This is a genomic window from uncultured Shewanella sp., assembly GCF_947491715.1.
Classification (GTDB): domain Bacteria; phylum Pseudomonadota; class Gammaproteobacteria; order Enterobacterales; family Shewanellaceae; genus Shewanella.
On record NZ_CANLKR010000002.1, the window covers coordinates 81,502 to 99,917 of the forward strand.

The 18,416-nt window shown below is 40.1% G+C and carries 10 protein-coding genes; 6 read left to right on the forward strand and 4 right to left on the reverse strand.

Annotated elements, in window-relative coordinates:
• Positions 1-155 precede the first annotated feature (155 nt).
• The 4 genes from Q0779_RS03070 (at position 156) to Q0779_RS03085 (ending at position 9,461) form a co-directional block, all read left to right on the forward strand.
• On the forward strand, positions 156-1,361 hold the full coding sequence (locus Q0779_RS03070) for a porin (protein ID WP_298769386.1): 1,206 nt from the start codon (positions 156-158) through the stop codon (positions 1,359-1,361).
• A gap of 236 nt (positions 1,362-1,597) precedes the next feature.
• Positions 1,598-1,783: a hypothetical protein gene (locus tag Q0779_RS03075; protein ID WP_298769388.1), complete on the forward strand. Its 186-nt coding sequence runs from the start codon at positions 1,598-1,600 to the stop codon at positions 1,781-1,783.
• A gap of 819 nt (positions 1,784-2,602) precedes the next feature.
• Complete coding sequence (locus Q0779_RS03080; RefSeq protein ID WP_298769390.1) at positions 2,603-5,422, forward strand: TonB-dependent receptor; 2,820 nt, start codon at positions 2,603-2,605, stop codon at positions 5,420-5,422.
• Positions 5,423-6,563: 1,141 nt separating this feature from the next.
• Positions 6,564-9,461, forward strand: coding sequence for a TonB-dependent receptor (locus Q0779_RS03085; protein WP_298769392.1), 2,898 nt, complete (start codon positions 6,564-6,566; stop codon positions 9,459-9,461).
• A gap of 337 nt (positions 9,462-9,798) precedes the next feature.
• Here Q0779_RS03085 and Q0779_RS03090 read toward each other — a convergent pair whose 3' ends face one another.
• Positions 9,799-10,563, reverse strand: coding sequence for a hypothetical protein (locus Q0779_RS03090; RefSeq protein WP_298769395.1), 765 nt, complete (start codon positions 10,561-10,563; stop codon positions 9,799-9,801).
• A gap of 226 nt (positions 10,564-10,789) precedes the next feature.
• Between Q0779_RS03090 and cysB the strand changes: the two genes are divergently transcribed.
• Positions 10,790-11,764, forward strand: coding sequence for an HTH-type transcriptional regulator CysB (cysB, locus tag Q0779_RS03095; protein WP_298769397.1), 975 nt, complete (start codon positions 10,790-10,792; stop codon positions 11,762-11,764).
• A gap of 85 nt (positions 11,765-11,849) precedes the next feature.
• Here the strand turns inward: cysB and Q0779_RS03100 are convergent, their stop codons facing one another.
• The gene (locus Q0779_RS03100) at positions 11,850-13,226 is read right to left on the reverse strand and encodes an L-serine ammonia-lyase (RefSeq protein WP_298769399.1); all 1,377 of its coding nucleotides are present in this window, start codon (positions 13,224-13,226) and stop codon (positions 11,850-11,852) included.
• Positions 13,227-13,503: 277 nt separating this feature from the next.
• Between Q0779_RS03100 and nagZ the strand changes: the two genes are divergently transcribed.
• A complete protein-coding gene (gene nagZ / locus Q0779_RS03105; RefSeq protein ID WP_298769401.1) occupies positions 13,504-14,517 on the forward strand; it encodes a beta-N-acetylhexosaminidase in 1,014 nt (337 codons plus the stop codon).
• A 355-nt stretch (positions 14,518-14,872) separates the two neighbouring features.
• Here nagZ and Q0779_RS03110 read toward each other — a convergent pair whose 3' ends face one another.
• Both Q0779_RS03110 and Q0779_RS03115 read right to left on the reverse strand, forming a co-directional pair.
• The gene (locus Q0779_RS03110; RefSeq protein WP_298769403.1) at positions 14,873-15,229 is read right to left on the reverse strand and encodes a glutathione S-transferase N-terminal domain-containing protein; all 357 of its coding nucleotides are present in this window, start codon (positions 15,227-15,229) and stop codon (positions 14,873-14,875) included.
• A gap of 104 nt (positions 15,230-15,333) precedes the next feature.
• Complete coding sequence (locus Q0779_RS03115; protein WP_298769405.1) at positions 15,334-18,387, reverse strand: DUF748 domain-containing protein; 3,054 nt, start codon at positions 18,385-18,387, stop codon at positions 15,334-15,336.
• Positions 18,388-18,416 lie beyond the last annotated feature (29 nt).

The following is an 18,416-nucleotide window of genomic DNA, read 5'->3' on the forward strand; positions in this document are numbered from 1 at the left end:
CAGTTTTTTGTAATATTCGTCTTTAAGTCGATACTTATTTGTTGCTAACATCTGAAGCAACAAAGGACGCGGAAAAACAACGGAATGATTAAAATAAGTTAAATATTAAGAAACAAATTTTAATTATACTAAAAACAAATAAGGTTAGGGATCATATGAAAAAGACTCTAGTTGCATCGGCATTAGCAGCAGTTATTTTTGTTCCATCAGCATCAGCAATTGAAATTTATAAAGATAATGAAAACGCAGTTGGTATTGGTGGTTGGATAGATGCGAAAGTGATCACGACTCAAGGTGAAACTGACGTATCTAATGGTTCTAGTCGCATTAATTTTAATTTTACTCGTCAGTTGACTCATGATTGGAAAGCATTCTCAAAGCTTGAGTGGGCCGTGGATATGGTCGGTAATACCAGTGTTGCTTATAATGATTCTAATGGTTTGACATCCAGTCGCAGTGAGTTTTTATCGAACCGTTTAGGATATGTGGGACTCAGTAACGACACATATGGTTCGGTGGCAATCGGTAAGCAATGGGGTGTTTGGTATGATGTGGTTTACAATACTAACTTGTTAGGTTGGGACGGTAATACCTCAGGTACTTATACTTATAATAAGTCCGATGGCTCTGTCAATGGTACTGGCCGTGCTGACAAAGCGGTACAATACCGTAATGCTTTTGGCGATTTTAGTTTTGCACTGCAAGCTCAGCTCAAACAAGATACTTATACCACAGGTTGGAATGATAGTACGGGGACAAACAGCAATTTATTCGTGACATCTGAAAGTGTCCAGCAGCTGGATTATTACAATACTTATGGTATTTCGATGACTTACCAAGTGACAGATGATTTTGTGTTAACCGCGGGCGGCAACCGAGGTGAGTTTGATGCTTGGACTGGATCGACAGCAACCATTGCGGGTTGGACTAAGAACAATTATACCGACTCTATATACGGTGCGGGTGCCACTTATGGTAGCTGGAATGGTGAAGGTTTTTATGCTGCAGCGAATGTTAACCAACAAAAATATCACGATACAGATCCAGCAGGTCGCTTGATCCCAGAAGCCGTTGGTTTAGAGTCTCTGTTCTCCTATAAATTTGAAAATGGATTACGTCCACTTATTGCCTATAACGTATTAAAAGCGGATAGCAGTTATGGTGATGATTATAGCGGCGATACTTTCAAACGTGAGTTTTTAGTGGTGGGATTACACTATGTATGGACACCTAAAACGGTGGTTTATATCGAAGCTCGTAAAGACTTAAGTGACTCAAAGAGCAGTACTTCATCTATTCAAACGTTAATGGATAATGATGAGAGTGATGCTGTTGCGATAGGCGTACGCTACTACTTATAAGCCTCTTTATACTGGCTTATCAATGAGCACCCTTTAAGGGTGCTTTTTTGTTTGCCCAGCGAAGCTGGCAGACCCGACAGGTCGAAAGAAACCTGTATCGCCCTGACTGAGGGGAAGATGATCCGAATGGCAAGGGCGTTGTTGGCTAACGGCAGGGCCTGAAGGAAGCCTGACATCGACTCTGAAATTCAGACACTTTTATTCAAGAGAGGACTCAAGGTAAAAGTGGGTGCGAGGTGGCAGATGATCCCGTAGTCGTGAATAAAGTCCAGCCGACGAAAGCCTGTAATGGTGTGGAGGAGAAAACTGGATTGATTAACAGCCCAGTTTGTTGGCAGTATTTGAAGCCAAAAGCTCGAATGTTAGGCGAAGGGGTGAAGCTTAATTTAAGTTTGTCATGGACAGGCGTTTTGTTTTCATAGGTACAGAAATCACTTTAGCCAATGAGGTCATTTCGACTGGAGTGTAGAAATCCCTAAAGATGACGGAGGCTCAAGAAGTCCATTAGCGAGTTGGGCGATGCCCAATAAATGGTTTGATGAGCAGGGACTCTTTAACTTAGAAAAGGTAAAAACGGGATATGTGTTCAGTACGAAATAACTGAATGAAATTAAGCAGGAGCCGTATACGAGATCCGTACGTACGGTTCTGTGAGAGGGATGAGACAGTGATGCCTCACGCTACTCGATGTGTTCGCTTGAATAGTCGTTGCAAAAGAATACGACATTCATCATTTGTCTCTTCGTTTCCATCTCCACCTTTATCTCCACCTTTATCTCTATCTTCCTCTTTTTCTACGTCTTGTTCTCTACGAATAACGCTTATTGATAACCTTTTGGGCTAGTGATTTGGCATGATAAGTGGCATCGCTTGTATATCTAATCGTCCGCAGAGAAGGTTAGGACAATGCTAATGAGTTATTTTTGTTCTATATCAATATATTACTAATATTATTGTTTGGTGGGTTAGCCAGTTATTCCTAATATTATTCTCACTTGTTTGGTGATATTTACTGTAACTAATTCGTGATTTTATATTCCTCTTTCCTCTTTGGCTTTTATTCACACAAGTCTCAATTGTCAGTAATGATTGTGTTTGTAAAGGTTTTTTTGTTGATTAAATGTTTTTTTTGTGTTTTTATCTGTACCCGATGTATCAGATGTATCAAATGTGGCCCCAGAAGTTACTTTTAAAAATCTGAGTCGTTAAAAAAATAAAAAAAGTCTAGGGAGATTGACTATATGTATAAGAATAATTATCTAGCCAATTCGGTTCGGTTTGCATTAATGAGTGCAGTGACAGCAAGTGCTATCACTGTCCCATCAGTTTTTGCTGCAGAAGCAGAAGAAAAAGCGGCTAAAGTGGAGCGCATTTCGGTAACGGGTTCACGTATTAAACGCTCTGACATGGAAACGGCAAGTCCAGTGACTGTGATTGATGCATCGGCCATCCAAGCACTGGGTAGTGCCTCTATTGATGGCGTATTACAGCAGTTAACGGCATCTGGCGGTGGCATGACAAGTGCAACGACCAATAATGGTGGCCGTGGTAATGCAACGGTTAACTTACGTGGGTTAGGTGAAGAGCGTACATTAGTATTAGTGAATGGTCGCCGTATGATCCCATCAGGAACAGGTGCCTCCTCTACCGTTGATTTAAATACGATTCCCGTGTCGATGGTTGAGCGTATTGAAGTATTAAAAGATGGCGCCTCAGCAACCTACGGCTCAGATGCCATTGCCGGTGTGGTTAACGTTATTTTAAAGCGTGATTTTGAAGGGTTTGAGCTCAATGCGCAAACTGGCATGAGTGAGCATGGTGACGGTGATGAAACTATCATCGATGTCACCATGGGTAACAGTTTTGACAAGGGTAACCTTGTGATGAACATTCAATACACTAAACGAGGTGAAACCGGCCAAGCCGATCGTGGTTATTCTTCTTGTCCTTTAGCTGAAAGTGGTGGTACTAGCCTCTATTGTGGTGGTAGCTCGACATCACTGGGCGGACATGTTACAGGGGATAATAACTTTGAAATCACTAAATCAGGTACCGATAAATTTGGTAATCCGGTTTACGCTATAGGTGATGCTGGCTTTTATGGTGAGTATGTCGATGATGGTGCAGGCAATCCAACATTTAAATACTTCGATGAGAATAACAAGAAAGCGGATTTAAGTGGTCGTGGTGGAACTTATCATGATTACATTTATGAAGGTGATAATAACGATAAGTTTAACTATAATGAATACAGTTATTTATATACGCCACTTGAGCGTATTAACTTAACCACATCGGGCACTTATGAGTTATTTGATTCAATCACTTTCTTCGCTGAGGGCATGTACAGTAAGCGCTGGACTAACCAACAAATGGCACCAGAGCCAGTAGGTGTTGAATTTGCCTATAATCCTCTGAGTGGGAATGGTATAAGCATTCCTATCAATGATACGGTTTCTTATTCTCAAGCGGGTTGGATGAGTGATGCGCTTGTTGGCTCTGTTCAAACGGGTGAGAATGTAAGTTATGGCCGCCGCTTATTAGAGTCCGGTACGCGAAATTTTGCTCAGTCCGTGGATACTATTCGCATCGTAGCTGGTCTTGAAGGTGAATTCGATAATGGTTGGACATGGGATGTTGCTTTAAATAAAGGCCGTAATGATGCAACGTCAACCACTGAAAACTTGCATAATATGAGTGCCATTACAGATGATATTACTGCGGGAACGTTTGATCCTGTATTGCAAGCATCATGGTCAGGAGCCAACTTAGCGCAATATAATTATACTTCGATAGAAAAAAGTTACACTGAGATGGATATATACTCAGCCAACTTGTCGGGTGATATCATGGAGTTGCCTGCTGGTGAGCTTGGTTTTGCCACAGGTGTGAGCCATCGTAAAGAGTCGGCAGGTAAAACACCAGACCCAATTACAGCACAAGGGTTAGGCAGTGATGATCGTGAAGAAGCAACATCGGGTTCTTATACCGTAAAAGCGGCATATCTTGAATTGGCTGTGCCGTTATTGAGTGAGCTGCCATTGGCACAACAAGTGGATTTAAGTGCCGCTATTCGCTACTTTGATTACAATACTTTCGGCGATGATAATACCTGGAAGTTAGGTTTAACCTGGCAAGTGAATGACAGCATCATGTTACGTGGTGTTCGCTCGACAGCTTTCAGAGCGCCTTCCGTGGATGAATTATATGGCGGAGCTGTTAATTCTTACAGCTTTATCTCTCATGCTGCTTCAGCATTTGATCAAGCAAAAGTAACAGTGGGTGGCAATGAGAACCTTAAGCCAGAAGAAGCCAACATTACCACATTAGGTGTCGTGCTACAGCCTAGCTTCTTAGAGAACTTCTCGGCGACAGTGGATTATTTTGATATTGATATCACTAATGCCATTACTGAACTCGATGCTGATTATATTGCTAATTTATGCGTGAGTGACACTGGTCAATTGCAAAATGGTGGTAATGCTGTTTGTCAAGATGCCAGTGTTTACGTTGCTCCAGATACACGCATTATTTTCAATAATGGTCAACGAAATGTGGGCGGCGAAAGCACAACTGGTTTTGATATCAACATGGCTTATACCTTTGAAGGCTTAGGGCTTGATTGGAGAATAAATTCAGATACTACTATTATCACTAAATTTGAAACAACTGATCAAAATGGTACTGTGACGGATTATGCCGGTAAAATTACCAGCTCAAGTGATATTGGTGGCTATGCGAAATACAAATCTAATTTAGATTTGAGAGCGGCGGGTGATGATTGGAGTGCAACGTATCAAATTCGTTACATTGACGGTATGGAGTCAATGTCAGCTGCTTGTGATTCAGGATGTTATGGTCCTGAAACGGATGCGGTTTTCTATCATAACCTGTCAGGGACTTACATTCTTAACGAAACCGTTTCATTCGGTGCCGGTGTAAATAACTTATTTGACCAAGAGCCTGAGTATTACACAGGTTATAATTCGGCTAATACAGCACCTGCAATTTATGATGTACTGGGCCGTTATTACTACCTAAGAGGGACTGTAAGATTCTAATCTTGCCGTTATCTTGTTAGATATTCAAAACGTCGCCTAGTGCGGCGTTTTTTTATGCCTTAATATTATGCATTTTACTTGTATCTTTTTTCTCAATTTTCATTCCTTACTTTCATTCCTTCATCGTTTTTAAAAGGCAAGTGGGAGAAGCTTTGATAATGAAAGTGGCGAAAGTACATCAACTTTGCCTGCTTTATCGTTTGATGTTGACGTGGATATTTAGGCTTATATTCACATAGTCATGACTATGTATGGTGAAAATAAGCGCAGTTAAATTGATGTTACTTTATCTGAGGTATCTGACTGTTTATGTACTCGCGCCCTACTTTTGGCTAGATAAAGTGTGATGCCAATGTGAGTAATATATGTTTATTGAGTTTATATTCATTGTGAATCCAGAGGATGATTTAAATAACGATGTTGATTAGGGCTATTAAAATACCCAAAAGCATTAGTGCTAAGGTGGTACTTTTTAAAACGGTCATATCAATATTTTTTAGAGTCATTGAGATTATAATAAAGTATTCATGTATCGATTTTATTGTTACGCTAAAATTATATTTTAGTTTTATTTTATTTTTATATTCAATGTTATTAAAGCGGGAAATCAAGCCTACCCGTACAGTATTGACAGGTGTCATTCATGGGGCGGTATAAATTATTCACAGGAATAATAACTGAATATTATGTGTGTTAAGCTTATTTGTTTTAGAGAGGTCTGGTTTTTTATATAAAAATTAAAATGAAAAATACTATTTGGTGTCATTATTTGGTATTAATACTTTATTGTGACTGCTGAGGTTTGTTTGCCGTAATATTCATAGAACGAATACTGTAAGCTTTAAATCTCATATTGGTTATTTATTCGTTTTTTATTCATTGCTTTTATTTTTATAACGTCTTTTTTTGTTTTTAATATCAGTGTTTTTAATTTTAAAAATTGACAAATATATTTCCCAAATGTTAATTATATGTTTGCTTCTTTAGCTCCAACCCACTTTTACGTTGAGTAAAGGAGAGTTAGCAAAAAGATACAAAGTCTATTTGTTATCTAATTACTCTTTTAATTATTTTGAATAAATAGCTTGAGAGTAATTGTTGTAGGTAATTATGGAAATAATACATAAAATCATGGAGATTGATGATGTTTTATAAAAAAATAATAACGCAATCTATTAAGCTTGCTTTAATTGGGGGAGCGACTGCCAGTGCATTGGCTTTGCCTTTAGCATCCGCAGTAACAGAAGAAGAGCATGACGTTGATCCGGTCGAGCGTATTTCGGTAACGGGTACGCGTATTATGCGAGCGAATAATGTTACAACGAGTCCTATTTTAGCCATCAGTGCGGCAGAAATAAAAGCCACGGGTATTACGCGCATTGAAGATTATTTAAATGAGATGCCACAAGTTGTCGCATCAATGAACTCAACTGTGTCAAATGGATCCGATGGAACAGCAACAGTAGATTTACGGGGTTTAGGTGACTATCGAACACTTGTTTTAGTTAATGGTCGACGATTACCCGCAGGTTCTGTTCGAGGTAATTCTGCTGCAGATTTAAATAATATTCCGACAAATATGATTGAGCGAGTGGAAATTTTAACCGGTGGCTCATCAGCAACCTATGGCGCCGATGCGGTGGCAGGCGTGGTTAACTTTATTTTAAAGAAAGATTTCGAAGGCTTTGAATTCGATTATCAATACAGTTTTTATCAGCATGATAACGATGACACGTACATGCAAAACTTGGTGACAAGTTCTGGTTATGATGTGGAGTCTGGTAATGTCACCGATGGTGATACTGATAATTTCTCCATGCGTTTAGGGGCAAATAGTGCTGATGGTAATGGCAATGTGACCATGTATGCGGTTTATCGTAAAGTCGATAAAGCCATGAATGGTAGTCGTGATTACAGTGGTTGTGCATTAGGAGGAACGGCAAGTAATAAGTCTTGTGCAGGCTCAGCAACGAGTGCAACAGGAACCTTTACAGCTGATTTTGAGACCTTTTATACTGTAGAAAATTCTGAGTTTACACCAGGTCTTAGTTTATATAATTATGGGCCGTTGAATTATTATCAACGACCCGATGAGAATAAACTATTGGGTGCGACGGGTTTTTATGAAATTAATGAGCACGCTGAAGTGTATGCCGAAGTGAGCATGATGGATGATCGAACCGTTGCGCAAATTGCGCCATCGGGTAACTTCTTCGCTACAGACACCATTAATTGTGATAATTCAATGATGTCGCCAACTCAATTATCTATTTTCTGTAACGGCGCGACTTCAGGAACTGCTGATATGTCCATTGCCCGTCGAAATGTGGAAGGCGGGCCGAGACAAGATGATATCAGGCATACCACTTATCGTGGCGTATTAGGGGTTCGTGGTAATATTAATGATGAATGGTCCTATGATGCGTTTGCTAATTATGGCACTGTTAGTTACGTTGAGACTTATTATAACGATATGTCCAATACGCGTATTGCTCGAGCGCTAGATGTTATAGATGATCCTGCTAATCCAGGTACTAATGTTTGTCGTTCATATTCTGAAGGGTATGATACAGATTGTGTCCCTTGGGATATTTTTTCAACAGGAGGGGTCACGCAGGCTGCGATCGATTACTTGGTTTTACCGCTCTATTCTCGTGGGGATAATGAAACCGTTCAACTCAGTGGTTATGTTTATGGTGATATGACCGATGCTGGTTGGACATTGCCGACAGCAACGACTGGTCTTGCGTTGGTTGCAGGTATTGAATATCGCAGCGAAAGCACGGATTATTCACCTGATGCAAATTATCAAAGTGGGGATGGGGCAGGACAGGGTGGACCTCAAACAGCACTGTCTGGTAGTTATTATGTAAAAGATTATTATTTTGAGGTTAATTTGCCTATTTTAGAAGATAAGTTTTTAGCCGAAGAGTTAGTCTTTGAGGGCGCGTATCGCTTCTCTGATTATTCAACGGGTAATGAAACCAATACTTATAAATTAGGAGCGAACTGGAAACTGAATGATTCAGTTCGTATTCGTACCAGTTTGCAACATGCTGCTCGCTCGCCAAACTTAGATGAGTTATATGCTGCGCAAGGGTTACAGTTGTTTAACTGGACCCAAGATCCATGTTCAACTTCAAGTCCAGCCTATTCAGAAATCCAGTGTGCTAGAACGGGGGTCACTTCTGCTCAATACGGCAGTGTTCCTGAAAGTCCTGCGGGTCAGTACAATCAATATGCAGGTGGTAATCCGGAACTTAAACCTGAGAGCTCAGACACTTTGTCTATTGGGTTAGTATTAACCCCTGAATTTTTAGATAACTTCTCAATCGCGTTTGATTATTTTGATATCAGTATTGATGATGCTATCGATGATATTGCCCCTGCCGATATTGTTGATTTTTGTGCTATTGATAATAATTCTGAGATGTGTTCGTACATTAATCGTAATGCGACAACCGGCGACTTATGGGTTGGTAGTACATCAACCAGTGGTTATGTGGAGTCATTGGATATCAATACAGGTAATCTCAGTACCAAAGGTGTTGATACCGATATTAATTACTTGCTTGAAACCGATATGGGTGACTTGCGCTTTAATCTAGTGGGGACTTATTTAGATGAGTTTTCCGTTCAAAACTTGAATGGTGGCGAAGTGATTGAGTGTGCAGGTTATTGGGACCGTACAACTTGTGAAGCGCCGATGCCAAAATGGCGTCATGTTATGACCACCACTTGGGCAACCCCTTGGGATGTGAATTTGACGGGCCGCTGGCGTTATATTGGTGAAGCTGATGAGCGCGATAATCCAGATAATGATCCCATGACCTTTGATGCGGTGAATTATATTGATTTATCCGGTAGCTGGCAGGCGACAGAATATCTGAATGTACAATTAGGTGTTAATAATGTATTTGATAAAACACCACAGGTAATGACTGATGGGCCTTCTGGTGTGAGTAATGGTAATACTTGGAGTGGTACTTATGATGTCCTTGGTCGTTATATTTACTTAGGTGGCACCGTTGTTTTCTAACTGATATTTCATGCTCCGTCATTTATGGCTGAATGAAATAACGCAATGAAAAACACCGAACATGTCAATGTTCGGTGTTTTTCTTGTTAAGAGCATACCTAGTGATGAAGATAAGTATCACTTTAAGTTAGTCCCTAAGAGGGAGATAGAACACATGATATTGTATTGATAGTGTGTTGATGTAGGACTAATAGGGGCTTTTTTTGTTGCTTTGATATTCGACTGAATGAGGATTTCTTTAATTAACCGATAAAATAGTGGAACGCTCACTTTCTAAGCCGTTTAAGATTGTGTGAGCGTTTAAGATTAGCTTGCAGAATGACTGCTTTTGACCATTTTACCATTTCTTTTTGGGTTGGAATAACACGTCGATATCGGCTTCTTCTTGAGTGGTTTTTGTTTGGCTTGTTTGTTCACCCATAATGTCTTTTAACATGGCTTTGGCCTCATCGACTTTTTGAATGATAAAAGGATCATTGGGTGTTTGTGCTTTAATAGTGTGTAAGGTGGATAAGGCTTTGGTGATCATTTGTTTAGCTGAGCCAAATTGTTTGATGTAATAGGCCGCTTTCGCTCTTGATAACATGGCGTCGACATTGATCCTCAATTGTAAGTTGTCAATGTGATTTTCTTCGAGTGTAAAAAGCTGTGGATCCACTTTTCCTTTATGGTGTTCAGATTTCAGTATCGCTTTCATTTTTTTAAGCATTTGTACTAGTACTAATACCTGTTTATCTTGCTCGGGTAATTGAAATTCTTCAATAGGTGGAAAAGGTTGCGGTGCACTTTTTAAGGTTTGAATGTGTTGATTCAAATCCAATGAACGTCGTTCATATTCTGTATGGGATTTAGGGGTTAACTGTGTTGCCGTTTCAAGTGCTTTTTGAATGCGATAATATAAGATAAGTAACATATGAGAGGAGACTGGTATTAATCCTATATTGGATAACACCTCATCGGTTTCATCTATGATAGCTCGCTGGCGAGCCAGCTCACTGCGTTTTTCAGCATCAATCTTTGCTTTATGTTGTTGTATGACATTGATGCCGATCACCAGTAGAAGCAGTGCTCCAATGAGAAGCAACACTAAAGTAAATATCATAAAATAACCCGTTAAGTAACAATTATATCAATGTTACTACATATCAATACGCTAGGGTAGCAATCGAATTAGGATATTGTGCTTATCTTAGGTGTAATTATTCCTCTCTGTGATATATTCCTATTTGATTTAATTATCACGGTAGACTATAACCAATTAATATAATTAAATGCCAATTGAGCCAGCAGTTCTGGCTGTGTATGACGAGCGAATTGAAGGAAAAAAGATGAAACTGCAGCAACTTAGATATATTGCAGAAGTTGTAAATCATAACCTGAATGTTTCTGCTACCGCAGAGAATTTGTATACGTCACAGCCTGGTATAAGTAAGCAGGTTCGTATGCTGGAAGATGAGTTGGGCATTCAAATTTTTGGGCGAAGCGGTAAGCATTTAACCCATGTCACTCCAGCGGGCTCTCAAGTGATCGCGATAGCGAATGATATTTTGGGTAAAGTTGAGAGCATTAAAAAGGTCGCTGAAGAGTATACTAAGCCGGATCAAGGTGAATTAAATATTGCCACAACAGATACGCAAGCCAGATACGCGCTGCCGCATATTATTAGAGGGTTTATTAAGCGCTATCCGAAAGTGAATTTACATATGCATCAAGGCACGCCATCGCAGATCAGTGAACTCGCCGCGCGAGGAGATGCTGATTTTGCCATTGCGACAGAAGCCATGCATTTATATTCTGACTTGATCATGTTGCCTTGTTATCACTGGAATCGCTCAATTGTCGTGACGCGAGATCATCCTTTAGCGGCTCGCAGTCAAATTACCATCGAAGATTTAGGTAAGTTTCCTCTTGTGACCTATGTTTTTGGCTTTGACAGAGCATCTGAAATAGAAAAGTCATTTAATCGTGCAGGCTTAGAGCCAAGAGTCGTGTTCAGTGCAACCAGTGCTGATGTGTTAAAAACCTATGTTCGATTAGGCTTGGGCGTAGGCGTGATAGCGTCTATGGCAATTGATGAGGACATGGATCAAGATTTAGTGGCGATTGATGCAAGCCATTTATTTGCTCATAGTACGACTAAGATAGGGTTTAGAAAAGGTAACTTTTTAAGAACCTATATGTATGAATTTATTGAACATTTTGCCCCTCATTTGACCAGGGATATGATTGAAAAAGCGGTTGCATTAAGAGATCCTCAGCAAATTGAGGCCATGTTCGCCAATATGGAGTTACCCGTTAGATAAGACAATGTTCATTGAACATTATTCAATAAAAAACACCAACGGATTGTTGGTGTTTTTTGTTATGTGAATGCAGTCTCTAAGATAATTAACATTCCACAATATTTACGGCTAAGCCGCCTTTTGCTGTTTCTTTATATTTACTGCGCATATCTCGGCCTGTGTCCATCATGGTTTTAATGACTTTATCTAATGTGACCTTGTGATTACCATCGCCCCTCAGTGCCATTCTTGAGGCGTTAATGGCTTTAACTGCGCCCATAGCATTGCGTTCAATACAAGGAACTTGCACGAGACCGCCAACAGGATCGCATGTGAGTCCAAGGTTATGTTCCATACCGATTTCAGCTGCATTTTCTACATGCTCCACCGTTCCGCCCATGATCTCGGTTAAGGCGGCTGCGGCCATAGAGCAAGCGACACCCACTTCGCCTTGACAGCCAACCTCAGCACCTGAAATGGACGCATTCTTTTTATATAAAATACCGATGGCCGCAGCGGTGAGTAAATATCGACAGCAAATGTCTAAGTCCACCGATTCAACAAAAGTATCGTAGTAACACAACACGGCGGGAATGATCCCCGCTGCGCCATTAGTTGGGGCGGTGACAACCCGATCGCCAGCCGCATTTTGCTCATTGACAGACAAAGCAAAGAGGTCGACCCAATCAAGGGCTGTTAAAGGATCTGTAGTATGCTTGCCTTCGGCTTTTAAACGGCGATACATTGAAGGAGCTCGTCTTCTGAGTTTTAAACCGCCAGGTAAGATACCTTCTTTTTGATAGCCCCGTTCAACACAGCTTTTCATGGTTTGCCAAATATGCCATAGCTGATTTTGAATGTCTGTTTCATTGCGTATGCTGAGCTCATTTTGCATCATAAGCGACGAAATACTAAAGCCATGTTCAGTACATAAATTGAGTAATTGAGCGGCAGAATCAAAATCAAAAGGCGCCGATTTTATGGGAGTCGCGGGGGAGGCATCTTGGGCTTTTATTTCTTCTTCATCAAGAATGAAGCCACCACCGACCGAGTAGTAAGTACGTGAATAAAGGCATGCCCCTTGACTATAGGCATGTAAAGTCATGGCATTGGCATGAGCCTCTAAGGTTTTCGTGCGATGGAAAGTAATGCCATTTTCACGGGTAAATGAGACTTTTTTTCCTGTGGTAAGTAGCAGAGACTCTGTCTCTGTTACTGTTTGTAAAATAGCTGGGACGCTATCAGTATCAACGGTGTCAGGCGCTTCACTCATTAGGCCTAAAACAACGGCTTTATCGGTACCGTGTCCTTTACCTGTTTGTGATAATGAACCAAATAACTCAGCTCTTAATTCATCTGTTTTTTCAATAAGATCACAGTTGATGAGTGTATCAATAAAAATATTACCCGCTTTCATCGGGCCGACAGTATGGGAGCTTGATGGCCCAATACCAATTTTGAACATATCAAATACACTGATCATCTTAACATACCTTATTTTTGTACTATTTATTGTACTATCTCTTATACCAGTGGAAAAAGTATCCCACATTTTATACTTAAGCTAATCATTATATTTTCTATTGCCATTTTTTTGATATTAGCAAAAGTAATGAGAAAGGGGTGATGATCGAGGTTGATGATGAATAGAGTTAACCTCAGCATAAGAATATGTTATTAATAAACTGTCAAAAAGCCTTAACATATAGAGTGTTTGATAGGCGGTATGATCCAATTAATGTAAATCATTTGGAGTCTCTGTGAGTTATTTAATGTTAGATTTATTGTCGACTCAGTTGTCTGCTATCGAGTCTGAGCAAGTGATGAGCCCAAAAGTGGGAGGTGTGATTTTATTTAGTCGGAATTTTGTCAATCGAAGCCAATTGATAGAATTGGTCCAATCACTCAGACAGTGTCGACCGGACTTATTAATCGCGGTTGATCATGAAGGTGGGAGAGTTCAGCGTTTTCGTGAGGGATTCACTCACATTCCGGCAATGGGGAATATCTTATTGGCGGCTGAGGGGAATATGACATTGGCAAAAAACTGGGCCTTAGAGCTGGGTTTTTTGATGGCGATAGAATTATTAGCTTGTGACATAGATTTAAGTTTTGCTCCCGTGTTGGATGTCAATGGCGTGAGCGAAGTGATTGGACTGAGGAGTTTTAGTGAAAACCCTCAAGAGGTGGCTGTTCTGGCTGAGCAGTTTGTCTTGGGGATGGCGCAAGCGGGGATGGCGGCCGTTGGAAAACATTTTCCAGGCCATGGTAGCGTTGCTGCGGATTCTCATATAGCGAAACCAGTGGATGAGCGGGAAGAAGCAAGCATAGAAGAATGGGATATGGTGCCTTTTAAAGCCCTTATTCGCCAGAAGTGCTTACAAGGGATCATGCCTGCCCATGTTATTTATCCAAAAGTGTCTGCCAAGCCCGCTGGTTTTTCATCTTATTGGCTTAAAACGATATTACGAAAAAAATTAGGGTTTGATGGTGTGATATTTTCTGATGATTTAGGCATGAAAGGGGCAACCGTTGCGGGGGATTATTGTCAACGGGCAAAAGCGGCATTGGATGCTGGGTGTAATATGATATTAGTTTGTAATGATCCTCAGGGGGTTGCTGATATTATCACTCACTTCGAATGGCCTATTTTAGAGTCAAATCAGGCTCATAATGCCAGTAGCTTACGCGCTAAAAAGCAACAGATGATGCTAAGCTTGGACAATGAGCAGCGTTGGAAGGCTGCAAAGGTGATTGCTCAGCGGTGTCAGTGAAGTGAGGGTTAATAGGATCAGACAAGTGTTATACCCGTGATACTTGAAGATGCAGGATTCAGCTGGAATTAAAAGCCTTTTAGGCAAGGCTTTGAACAGCGTGCTTAGTCATTCTAAGCTGATGTTCAATAACGCAGTATAAAAGGCTTTTAAACCAGCCCCTTGGGAGTCTGTAAAATCACCTACTTCTGCGTTGTATCACCTTAAAAGGCAATAAGCATTCCTGCAATAATACGCCTTGAATTAGGCACTTTTACAGGCTCTGAAAACAGGCATCTTCAAGTATCACGGGTATAAGTCATATGTCTGATCCATCAATCATGGGTGTGCATGACAAGTAAGTTGTAACTGAAGGTTATTTACAACGAATATTTAAGTATTCAATAATGGCTGATGATTCATACATCCAGCGAACATCGTTTTCTTCTTCAATTCTTAAACAGGGGACTTGTACTTTTCCACCTTCATTAAGCAGTGTTTGCTTGTGCTCAGGCTGCTTAGCATCAAGGGTGTTAATATTCAGCCCTTGTCTGCGAGCAGCGCGTCTTACCTTGACACAAAATGGACAAGCTTTATATTCAAATAAGGTAAAGTTTTGTGTAATAGCATCCACTTTTTGCTGTTCTTCTGCTGAGCGTTGACGTTTTTTAGGCGTAAAAATAAAGTTCAACAGCAAGATAATACGGCCTAACAGCCAACGAATAATGAACATGATGGTCCTTAAGTAAAATAAAAATCGACGAGAGTTTAACCTAAGCCTAGGCAGGATAAAAGTCTTGCTATTGTTTTGAGTGTTGAGTTTATTTTTTTTAAATGCTATTTGACTAAAACGTTCACTGTGATGGGGGTTGTGTAAGCCTCCTTGGGCTCATTTGAAAGGTGGATCCTATTGGCTTTGATTTGTCCTTGATTGACTAAGTAATTCTTAATGTTTTGTAGTCTAAACTCTGTCAATGATGTGAGTGAGGCTAATGAAACTGGCTGGATTTCAAGAAGGTGATCATAAAGGCTTTGATACCATTGTTGTTTGGATTGCTGAATCGTCTCATTTCGCTCTTGAGCATTGGGTGACAGTATTATTGCTTTTTGATTGGTTTCTTTCTCAAAGAGTTGAACGAGAGCATTAGCCAGTTCTGGTTGACTCACATAGGGATCAATCAATCTAAGATTAACACCTTGTAGGTCAATATTGACTTGTTTTGCTATTTTTTCATGAAGTTGTTGGGTAGCAATCGCCTTTTTATCATCCAATTGGGTATCGGTATGGGCTATGGTGACAGTGAGTTTTGGGCGCTGCCTTAGTCCTTTCGCTAACTGGGATAGTGTTTGTGTTTGCTCTGTTGTGAGTTGGTGACTGGCTGCATCGAAGTGCAGAGTATTAAGCACGTCATCAGTGGCGAGAAGCGAGGAAAGTAAGGTAAAAGGCGAGCTAATTGCCTTTGTTATTAATTGAATAAAAGCGGTACTGAGTATTGTGCCAATATTAAATTCAGGGGCGTTTAAATTTCCAGCCACAGGTAAGTCTAATGTAATAATGCCTTGATTATCTTCCAGCAAAGCAATGGCTAGTGGAAGAGGTAATGAAGTCTGTGGTTCAACACTGGTGTTATCATGTAAGCTCACTTGTTCAATCAAAATACGGTTTTCCCCCAGTAATTGTTGATTTTGAATATAGTACTTTGATTGAACGGACATTAAGCCTTGATCCATATCATAACCCGTAAAATGACTCGAATAGGGGGAGAGTGGGGGCAAGTGAAATTGCTGAATATTTAGCTCAAACTCAGTATTAGGTTGGGTTGAGAAAGGGGCCATTTTTCCTTTTATTGTCATGGGAGTATGAGGACCAATATTAGCTGAAAAATCAAAAGGAACCATGGTTTTTTGAACCAAATTGATGTTCTTTAGGGTGCCATTGATGTTGGTAAGACTGCTGTTAAAAGTAGGGGATATGCTTCTATCCTCAAAGTCATGTGTGCTCTCATGGATGCTAATTTGATTAATCTTGAGGTTAAGTGGCTTTGTTTGTTGATCTGAGGCGGCTATCGTTGATTCAGTATGTTTGTTCTGTAAGGTCTTTTTTATTGCAGAAACTGAAGCTGTTTGGGTATTTGGTGATGGGGCTTTCACCACAGATCCAACATTGAATTGTCCATTGTTCCTTTTGATGAGGTTAATTTTTGCTTGTTGAATGTCAATAGAGTCAACAGAGACATTATTATTTTTTTGCATCATCTCGACACCGAGGGCTGAAATACTTTGCCAAGAAATCAAGGGAGCTTCTTCAGAATGATTCAGAGTGAAGCCTTCAATGGTGACTTTGCCATTAAATTGCGCTTGTTGTGTCTTATCGACGGTGAGCTTTCCTTCTGAGTTCATTGTTCCTGTTATTGTCATAACATTGAGGTATGGATCGACATAAGGTTTGAATTGGGCGAGTTGTAATTGAGAGAGCTTGATATCTGAGATACTCGATAAATGTTGTAAGTCAATGGTGCCTTTAGCGTTAAACTCCCCTTGCTGATTTATTGAAAAGCGAGTGGAGTAATCCATAGGCTGATTGAAATTAGAGTCTATTTGACCCGTTATAACATTGAGATTGGAAAATTGCCATAACTGAGGAGTTGATAAGACAGATTCAGTCAGGTTGATTTTTGCTTGCTCTATTTGTGTTTTATTGACTGTGAATAACCAAGGGGCGGTTGAATATGGGGGCTCGTGATCCTCAGGTGGCGTTATGCTTCTAGAGGGAGTGATAAATGTGATGATATCTATGCCTTGCTTGTCAACATTAGCGTCTATATTCAGTCCTTGAGTTGAGATATTTTTAATATTGACCTTTCGACTGCCGAGATTGAAGTCAATGCCTTCAACTTTCATTAAAGGCAATGACAAAAAACGTGCATCTTGATGAGATAAGCTGAGGTTATTGATACTCACTTTTGCATCATTGACCAATATATTAATAAAAGGGGATAGCGTATTATCTTGTTGGTGATGAGATGTCATAAAGTGGTAGTCAGCAACAGCATTGAGGTGTCCTTGTTGTAATTGTGCAGGAAACTCATCGGCTGCTATTTCCCAGAGAACGGGAAGGGAAAGCTTGTTCAGTGTTATTTGCCCTTTTAGGTCAAATGGCAAGACTTGTAATTGTCCTTGGGTTGAAATTTCTCCCCCTTCTTCCCCCACAAGGCTCACCTCATAGGTGTTATACCTTTCAAGGTTTCCGTCTTTTATTTTGACTTTTGTGTTGAGGGTATTCAGGGAAAGGTTAATATCACGATACTGAAGTTGGCGATTGTTGATGGTATTAATGAAATACATTTGAGCATTGTTAATCTGAATACGATTGGCGATAAACCCAGGCAAAGAATTTTGCTGTTCATTTTGAGTGTTTGGCGCCCCCTTTACTATTGGATCTTTGGCTGCAAGGCGTTGAAGGATATCTGAGAAATTAAAAGTGATGTCGGGAGAATCGGGTAAACGAGTAATGTGGATAACAGGTTTGGTTAAGCGTACATTAGAGCAGGTTATTGCTTGGTTGAAAAGGGATTGCCAAAATTGAAAGGTGAAATCTAATTGTTTGAATGTAATGAAGTTATCACCATTCTTCTCTTGTAATGCAAACCCTGAGATTGTCACATGCCAATGAATGGGGTTGATGTTAATGTCAGAGAGCGTTATCGGCCGATTTAACCAAGTTTCAATATGCTTTGGGGCATATTGTTTTATCAGGTGGGGAAGGATAAAACCTATTGAAATAGATAGGAATAAATACAGTAAGCTGACAATCAAAATGAGAGAATAAAAGGGCCTTTTTGTTAAAAGACGTTGAAGTCTATTTTTGTGAGTCGGTGTTCTCGCTGGCATTTTTTCCTCTGAGGTTATTTAACATCGAT